The following is a 7,332-nucleotide window of genomic DNA, read 5'->3' as shown; positions in this document are numbered from 1 at the left end:
GGGTTTTTTTATGCTCGAAGCAAGGCGCCCTAAGAAACCAAGGACCTAAACCATGAGCCAGCAAGTCATTATTTTCGATACCACCTTACGCGATGGTGAACAGGCGTTACAGGCAAGCCTGAGTGTGAAAGAAAAACTGCAGATTGCGCTGGCCCTTGAGCGTATGGGCGTTGACGTGATGGAAGTAGGTTTCCCCGTTTCTTCACCGGGCGACTTTGAGTCAGTTCAGACCATTGCTCGTCAGGTTAAAAACAGCCGCGTTTGCGCCTTAGCCCGCTGCGTAGAAAAAGATATCGACGTCGCTGCAGAATCGCTGAAAGTCGCTGAAGCTTTCCGTATTCATACGTTTATCGCCACCTCGCCGATGCACATCGCGACGAAATTACGCAGTACGCTGGATGAAGTCATTGAGCGCGCGGTCTACATGGTTAAGCGTGCGCGTAATTATACCGATGACGTGGAGTTCTCCTGCGAAGATGCAGGCCGTACCCCTATCGCCGATCTGGCTCGCGTGGTTGAAGCTGCCATTAACGCGGGTGCTAAAACCATTAACATCCCTGATACCGTCGGTTACACCATGCCTTTCGAATTTGGGGCAATCATTTCTGACTTGTATGAACGCGTACCAAATATCGATAAAGCCATCATCTCCGTACACACCCATGATGATTTAGGTTTGGGCGTAGGCAACGCACTGGCAGCCGTTCACGCCGGAGCGCGTCAGGTGGAAGGCGCGATGAACGGTATCGGCGAACGCGCCGGTAACTGCTCACTGGAAGAAGTGATCATGGCGATCAAGGTGCGTAAAGATATCCTGAATGTACAGACCCGCATCAATCACCAGGAGATCTGGCGTACCAGTCAGTTAGTCAGCCAAATCTGCAACATGCCAATTCCGGCAAACAAAGCCATTGTCGGTAGCGGCGCCTTTGCCCACTCCTCCGGCATCCATCAGGACGGCGTACTGAAAAACCGTGAAAACTACGAAATCATGACGCCTGAATCCATTGGTCTGAACCAGGTACAGCTGAACCTGACCTCCCGTTCCGGACGCGCCGCGGTGAAACACCGTATGGACGAGATGGGATATAAAGAAAATGAATACAGCCTGGACAACCTGTACGACGCATTCCTGAAACTGGCGGACAAAAAAGGTCAGGTATTTGATTACGACCTGGAAGCGCTGGCCTTCATTAATAAACAGCAGGAAGAACCGGAGCATTTCCGTCTGGATTACTTCAGCGTTCAGTCCGGCTCCAATGACATCGCCACCGCCTCCGTCAAGCTGGCCTGCGGTGAAGAAGTTAAAGCCGAAGCGGCGAACGGTAACGGTCCAGTCGATGCTATTTATCAGGCTATCAACCGTGTAACTGAGTACAACATCGAACTGGTGAAATACAGCCTGACCGCCAAAGGGCACGGTAAAGATGCGCTGGGTCAGGTGGATATCGTTGCCAACTATAACGGTCGTCGTTTCCACGGCGTCGGTCTGGCGACAGATATCGTCGAATCTTCTGCTAAAGCGATGGTGCATGTGCTGAACAACATCTGGCGCGCCGAAGAAGTCGAAAAAGAATTGCAACGCAAAGCTCAGAACAACGAGAACAACAAGGAAACCGTGTGATGTCGAAGAATTATCATATTGCTGTTTTGCCGGGTGACGGTATTGGCCCGGAAGTGATGGCGCAAGCCCTGAAGGTACTGGACGCAATCCGCAACCGTTTTAACATGCGCATTACCACCAGCCACTACGACGTGGGTGGTGCCGCGATCGATAACCACGGTCAGCCGCTGCCACCTGCAACGGTTGAAGGCTGTGAACAAGCTGACGCCATTCTGTTTGGCTCCGTTGGCGGCCCGAAATGGGAAAACTTACCGCCAAACCAGCAGCCAGAGCGTGGCGCACTGCTGCCATTGCGTAAGCACTTCAAATTATTCAGCAACCTGCGCCCGGCTAAGCTCTACCAGGGGCTGGAAGCGTTTTGCCCTCTGCGCGCAGATATTGCCGCGAACGGTTTCGACATCCTGTGCGTACGCGAACTGACTGGCGGGATTTACTTCGGTCAACCAAAAGGCCGCGAAGGCAGCGGACAACATGAAAAAGCCTTTGATACCGAGGTTTATCACCGTTTCGAGATCGAACGTATTGCGCGTATCGCGTTTGAATCCGCTCGCAAACGTCGCCGTAAAGTTACGTCGATTGATAAAGCTAACGTACTGCAAACGTCTATTCTGTGGCGCGAAATTGTCAATGAAATTGCTAATGAATATCCAGACGTTGAACTGGCGCATATGTACATCGACAACGCGACAATGCAATTAATTAAAGATCCATCCCAGTTCGACGTGTTGCTGTGCTCTAACCTGTTCGGTGACATTCTGTCTGATGAGTGCGCCATGATCACCGGTTCAATGGGCATGTTACCGTCCGCCAGCCTGAATGAGCAGGGCTTCGGTTTGTACGAGCCTGCTGGCGGCTCCGCTCCGGACATCGCCGGGAAAAATATTGCCAACCCTATCGCCCAGATCCTGTCGCTGGCGCTGCTGCTGCGCTACAGCCTGGATGCCAATGATGCGGCAACCGCAATTGAGAGCGCCATCAACCGCGCATTAGAAGAAGGCATTCGCACCGGTGACTTAGCCCGTGGCGCTGCCGCAGTCAGTACCGATGAAATGGGCGATATCATTGCCCGTTACGTCGCAGAAGGGGTGTAATCATGGCCAAAACGTTGTACGAAAAATTGTTTGATGCGCACGTCGTCTTTGAGGCGCAAAACGAAACCCCACTGTTGTACATCGACAGGCATCTGGTGCATGAAGTGACCTCTCCGCAGGCGTTTGATGGTCTGCGCGCGCATGGCCGTCAGGTGCGCCAGCCGGGTAAAACCTTTGCCACCATGGATCACAACGTCTCTACCCAGACCAAAGATATCAACGCGTCGGGTGAGATGGCGCGCATCCAGATGCAGGAGCTGATTAAGAACTGTAACGAATTTGGCGTCGAGCTGTACGACCTGAACCATCCGTATCAGGGTATCGTTCACGTGATGGGGCCAGAACAAGGCGTGACGTTGCCGGGTATGACCATCGTCTGCGGCGATTCCCACACCGCTACACACGGCGCGTTCGGCGCACTGGCGTTTGGCATTGGCACCTCTGAAGTTGAACACGTTCTGGCGACGCAGACCCTGAAACAGGGGCGCGCCAAAACCATGAAGATTGAAGTCAACGGTAAAGCAGCCCCTGGCATTACCGCCAAAGATATCGTGCTGGCGATTATCGGTAAAACCGGTAGCGCAGGCGGTACCGGACACGTGGTTGAGTTTTGTGGCGAAGCCATCCGTGCATTGAGCATGGAAGGCCGGATGACCCTGTGCAACATGGCCATTGAAATGGGTGCTAAAGCGGGTCTGGTTGCACCGGATGAAACAACCTTTAACTATGTGCAGGGTCGTTTACACGCACCGAAGGGCGAGGATTTTGACCACGCGGTTACATACTGGAAAACGCTGAAAACCGACGACAACGCGACGTTTGATACCGTCGTTACCCTGCAGGCAGAAGAGATCGCACCGCAGGTCACCTGGGGAACAAACCCGGGTCAGGTCATCTCGGTGAACGATAATATTCCCGACCCGGCGTCATTTGCCGATCCCGTTGAGCGTGCATCAGCTGAAAAAGCGCTGGCGTATATGGGGCTGAAACCGGGTATTCCGTTAACGGAAGTGGCTATCGATAAAGTGTTCATCGGTTCCTGCACCAACTCGCGTATTGAAGATTTACGCGCCGCGGCAGAAATCGCCAAAGGGCGCAAAGTTGCGCCGGGCGTGCAGGCACTGGTGGTGCCGGGCTCTGGTCCGGTGAAAGCGCAGGCGGAAGCAGAAGGTCTGGATAAGATCTTTATCGAAGCCGGTTTTGAATGGCGTTTACCGGGCTGTTCCATGTGCCTGGCGATGAACAATGACCGCCTGAACCCAGGCGAACGCTGCGCATCCACCAGCAACCGTAATTTTGAAGGTCGTCAGGGCCGCGGTGGTCGCACGCATTTAGTCAGCCCGGCCATGGCCGCCGCTGCCGCCGTAACCGGTCATTTTGCCGACATTCGCAGCATCAAATAAGGAAACTACCATGGCAGAGAAATTTACCCAGCATACCGGCCTGGTTGTCCCACTGGATGCCGCCAACGTTGATACCGACGCAATTATCCCTAAACAGTTTTTGCAGAAGGTTACGCGCACCGGTTTTGGCGCCCATCTGTTTAACGACTGGCGTTTCCTGGACGAAAAGGGCCAACAGCCGAATCCTGAGTTCGTTTTAAACTTCCCGGAATATAAAGGGGCATCAATTCTGCTCACACGGGAAAACTTTGGCTGCGGCTCTTCACGCGAACATGCGCCGTGGGCACTGACCGATTACGGCTTTAAAGTGGTGATCGCACCAAGCTTCGCCGACATCTTCTACGGCAACAGTTTCAATAACCAACTGTTGCCGGTGACCCTGAGCGACGCGCAGGTAGATGAAATGTTCGCGCGGGTGAAAGCCAATCCGGGCATTAAATTTGAAGTGGATCTGGAAGCGCAGGTGGTGAAAGCAGGCGATAAGTCCTACAGCTTTAAAATTGACGACTTCCGCCGCCACTGCATGCTGAACGGTCTGGACAGCATCGGGCTGACGCTGCAACATGAAGCGGCCATCACCGAGTACGAAGACAAGCAGCCAGCGTTTATGCAGTAATCTCTTCCGCTATGCAGTAATCTCTTCCGCTGGTCACCGCACGGTGGCCAGCCCTTTCTCTTCACCTACAGCGTATCGCCGTAATAGATTTGGTAGCCAAGATTGACGCTGCCCGGCGCATCTTTCCCGTTCAAACGCTTAATCAGAATATCCGCCGCCGTTTTGCCAATCTCAAAGCGTGGCGTAATCACGCTGGCGATTTTTTGCAGCCGCGCACGGCCAATTTCCAGCCCGTGGAAACCGGCAATCGCCATTTTTCCCGGCACATCGTACTGCTGTGCCTGACACTCCAGCAGCGCGCCAACCGCCAGGTCATCGTTGGTACAGAAAATAGCGTCAATATCCGGCTTTTCCGCCATCGCCTGCTGGAACATCTTGCGGCCCAGCGCCACCGACGAAATAGTCTTTGGCGCCAGGTGGTACGCTTCCAGTCCCTGCGCCGCCAGCGCTTTCTCGGTGCCGCGAAAACGGCTAAGGTCTCGGGGGTCATCCATCGAGCCAAAGAAAGCAATGCTGCGTTTACCGCTGTCGATAAAAGCCTGCGTCATTTCAAACGCGGCTTTTTCGTTATCAAACCCAACCTGTATATCAAGATACTGGCCGCTAATATCCATCAGTTCCGCCACCGGTACGCCGCTGGCGCGCACGTACTGGATCATCCGCTCGGTATGCAGCTTTCCCGTGAGGATCAGGCCGTCGATATTGTAAGAGAGCAGGTTCAGCACCTCGCGTTCTTCACGCTCGGCATCATATTCGTAGTTGGCGATCAGCGTCTGGTACTGGCAGGCCGAGGTGACGGATTCAATCCCTGCCAGCACGTCGGCAAAGATCTGATTACGAAACGAGGGGATCAGCACACCAATGGTTTTGCTGCGTGCGTTGAGCAGAATTTCCGGGGCGCGGTTGGGGATGTAGTTGTTCTCTTCCATCACTTTCGAAATCAATTCGCGGCTGCGTTGCGACACCTGATTCGGGTCACGCAGATAACGGCTGACCGTCATCTTATTCAGCCCGGCCAGATTAGCGATATCCTGTAATGTCATCCGATTGTTTTTCATGAGGTTCTCTACGACCAACAGCCCATTATGCTCGCAGAGAACCTTATCACAGCCGGTTAGCGACTGCACTCCTCGCTCAACCTTAACGCGTAGCCATCTCAGCCGACGGCGACGTGGTTTCATTTTGCGCACGAACGCAGTACATCAACACCACCGACGCCAGCAGAGCAATCGCCATGAAGGTGTAGGAGACGCCCGGCCCGCCGGTCACGCCGTTGAGGTAACCCACCAGCCACGCGCCGAGGAATGCCCCTAACGCGCCAAAACTGTTGATCATCCCCATCGACACGCCGGAGACGTTGCGCGGCAGCAGTTCGGGGATCAGCGCAAAGAACGGCCCGTAAGGCGCATACATACAGGCAGCGGCCACAACCAGCAGCGCGTAGGAGAGCCAGAAGGACTGGTTGCCCAACAGCCACGAGGCAAAGAACGCGATGGCGGCAATCAACAGCAGCGGCCAGATAAACAGCTTACGGTTCTGGAACTTATCGGACAGCCAGGAGACGGTCAACATCAGGCAGATCGCCGCCAGATACGGTACCGCTGCCAGCCAGCCCACCGCCACGATGTCCATCTGCGCCGCATTTTTGAGGATTGACGGCATCCACATCATGAAGCCATACACCCCGATGCTCCACAGCGCATGCACCGCGCAAAGCATAATGACGCTGCGTGAACGCATCGCTTCACCGTAGTTACGCATCGGTTTGATGTCGCGCTGCTCGCGATCCATCGCCTGCTGTAATGCCTGTTTCTCCTGCTCGCTCAACCAGCCCGCATCCGCCGGTTTGTCGCGTACCAGAATCACCCAGCAGAACGCCCAGATGACCGCCGGGATACCTTCGATAATAAACATTTCGCGCCAGCCCCAGGCTTCAATCAGGTAGCCGGAGACAATCGACATCCACAGCACTGTGACCGGGTTACCGAGAATTAAAAAGGTGTTGGCGCGCGAGCGTTCAGTTTTGGTAAACCAGTTGCTGATATAAATCAGCATCGCGGGCATCACCGCCGCTTCGACGATGCCGAGAATAAAGCGGATCGCCATCAGCGTTGGGATATTGCTGACAAAGCCGGTCGCCGCGGCACAAAGCCCCCAAAGGATCAGGCTGTAAAAAATCATTTTGCGCACGCTATGCTTTACGGCGTACATCGCGCCCGGCACCTGGAAAAAGAAATAGCCCAGGAAGAATAACGCGCCAATTAACGATGCTGTTCCCTGAGTAATCCCTAAGTCATGTTCAATACCGGCGGCAGCGGCAAAGCCGTAATTGGCGCGGTCGAGATAAGCTAAGCTGTAGGTAATAAAAATAATCGGCATTAAATACCACCAGCGACGCGCTGGCAGTTTTGCGAGCATATTCATACTCACTCCTTGGATTATTGTTTTATCGCTCAGGCCGCGCGTTGCGGCCCATTATTGATCAGACCGCGGCCAGCATGCCGCCGTCCACAAACAGAAGATGCCCATTCACAAAGTCAGAAGCGGGCGCAGCAAGATAAACCGCCGCGCCGATCAGCTCCTCCGGGTTACCCCAGC

At 54.3% G+C, this 7,332-nt stretch carries 6 protein-coding genes and 1 pseudogene; 4 read left to right on the top strand and 3 right to left on the bottom strand.

Translation table 11 applies throughout. The annotated features are described in order from the left end of the window. Nucleotides 1–52: 52 nt before the first annotated feature. Genes leuA through leuD form a run of 4 tightly spaced genes read left to right on the top strand, consistent with a single transcriptional unit; the run spans nt 53 to nt 4,734 of the window. Nucleotides 53–1,624: a 2-isopropylmalate synthase gene (gene leuA / locus FDW94_RS10865; protein ID WP_137377571.1), complete on the top strand. Its 1,572-nt coding sequence runs from the start codon at nt 53–55 to the stop codon at nt 1,622–1,624. Further along, a complete protein-coding gene (gene leuB / locus FDW94_RS10860; protein ID WP_003829570.1) occupies nt 1,624–2,715 on the top strand; it encodes a 3-isopropylmalate dehydrogenase in 1,092 nt (363 codons plus the stop codon). Before leuA ends, leuB begins: the two co-directional genes overlap by 1 nt. A 2-nt stretch (nt 2,716–2,717) precedes the next feature. After that, a complete protein-coding gene (leuC, locus tag FDW94_RS10855; RefSeq protein ID WP_048227098.1) occupies nt 2,718–4,118 on the top strand; it encodes a 3-isopropylmalate dehydratase large subunit in 1,401 nt (466 codons plus the stop codon). 10 nt (nt 4,119–4,128) lie between these two features. Next, nucleotides 4,129–4,734: a 3-isopropylmalate dehydratase small subunit gene (gene leuD / locus FDW94_RS10850; protein WP_137377570.1), complete on the top strand. Its 606-nt coding sequence runs from the start codon at nt 4,129–4,131 to the stop codon at nt 4,732–4,734. 65 nt (nt 4,735–4,799) lie between these two features. Here leuD and FDW94_RS10845 read toward each other — a convergent pair whose 3' ends face one another. The 3 genes and pseudogenes from FDW94_RS10845 to FDW94_RS24110 form a co-directional block, all read right to left on the bottom strand. Continuing rightward, entirely contained in the window at nt 4,800–5,792 is a 993-nt protein-coding gene (locus FDW94_RS10845) for a LacI family DNA-binding transcriptional regulator (protein WP_032944294.1), read from the bottom strand. Between the two features lie 82 nt (nt 5,793–5,874). After that, nucleotides 5,875–7,158: an MFS transporter gene (locus FDW94_RS10840; protein WP_003829574.1), complete on the bottom strand. Its 1,284-nt coding sequence runs from the start codon at nt 7,156–7,158 to the stop codon at nt 5,875–5,877. A 58-nt stretch (nt 7,159–7,216) separates the two neighbouring features. Further along, nucleotides 7,217–7,332: pseudogene (locus FDW94_RS24110) on the bottom strand (gluconate 5-dehydrogenase); the annotation flags it as partial.

Source organism: Citrobacter sp. wls757 (assembly GCF_005280935.1).
GTDB classification, from domain to species: Bacteria; Pseudomonadota; Gammaproteobacteria; order Enterobacterales; family Enterobacteriaceae; genus Citrobacter; species Citrobacter portucalensis.
Note: the sequence above shows the minus strand (reverse complement) of the source record. Positions and strands in the feature narration are given on the sequence as shown.

Bases quoted from the DNA above. Each gene is read 5' to 3' on its own strand.
- leuA (WP_137377571.1), top strand. From the start codon at position 53: ATGAGCCAGCAAGTCATTATTTTCGATACCACCTTACGCGATGGTGAA.
- leuB (WP_003829570.1), top strand. From the start codon at position 1,624: ATGTCGAAGAATTATCATATTGCTGTTTTGCCGGGTGACGGTATTGGC.
- leuC (WP_048227098.1), top strand. From the start codon at position 2,718: ATGGCCAAAACGTTGTACGAAAAATTGTTTGATGCGCACGTCGTCTTT.
- leuD (WP_137377570.1), top strand. From the start codon at position 4,129: ATGGCAGAGAAATTTACCCAGCATACCGGCCTGGTTGTCCCACTGGAT.
- FDW94_RS10845 (WP_032944294.1), bottom strand. From the start codon at position 5,792: ATGAAAAACAATCGGATGACATTACAGGATATCGCTAATCTGGCCGGG.
- FDW94_RS10840 (WP_003829574.1), bottom strand. From the start codon at position 7,158: ATGAATATGCTCGCAAAACTGCCAGCGCGTCGCTGGTGGTATTTAATG.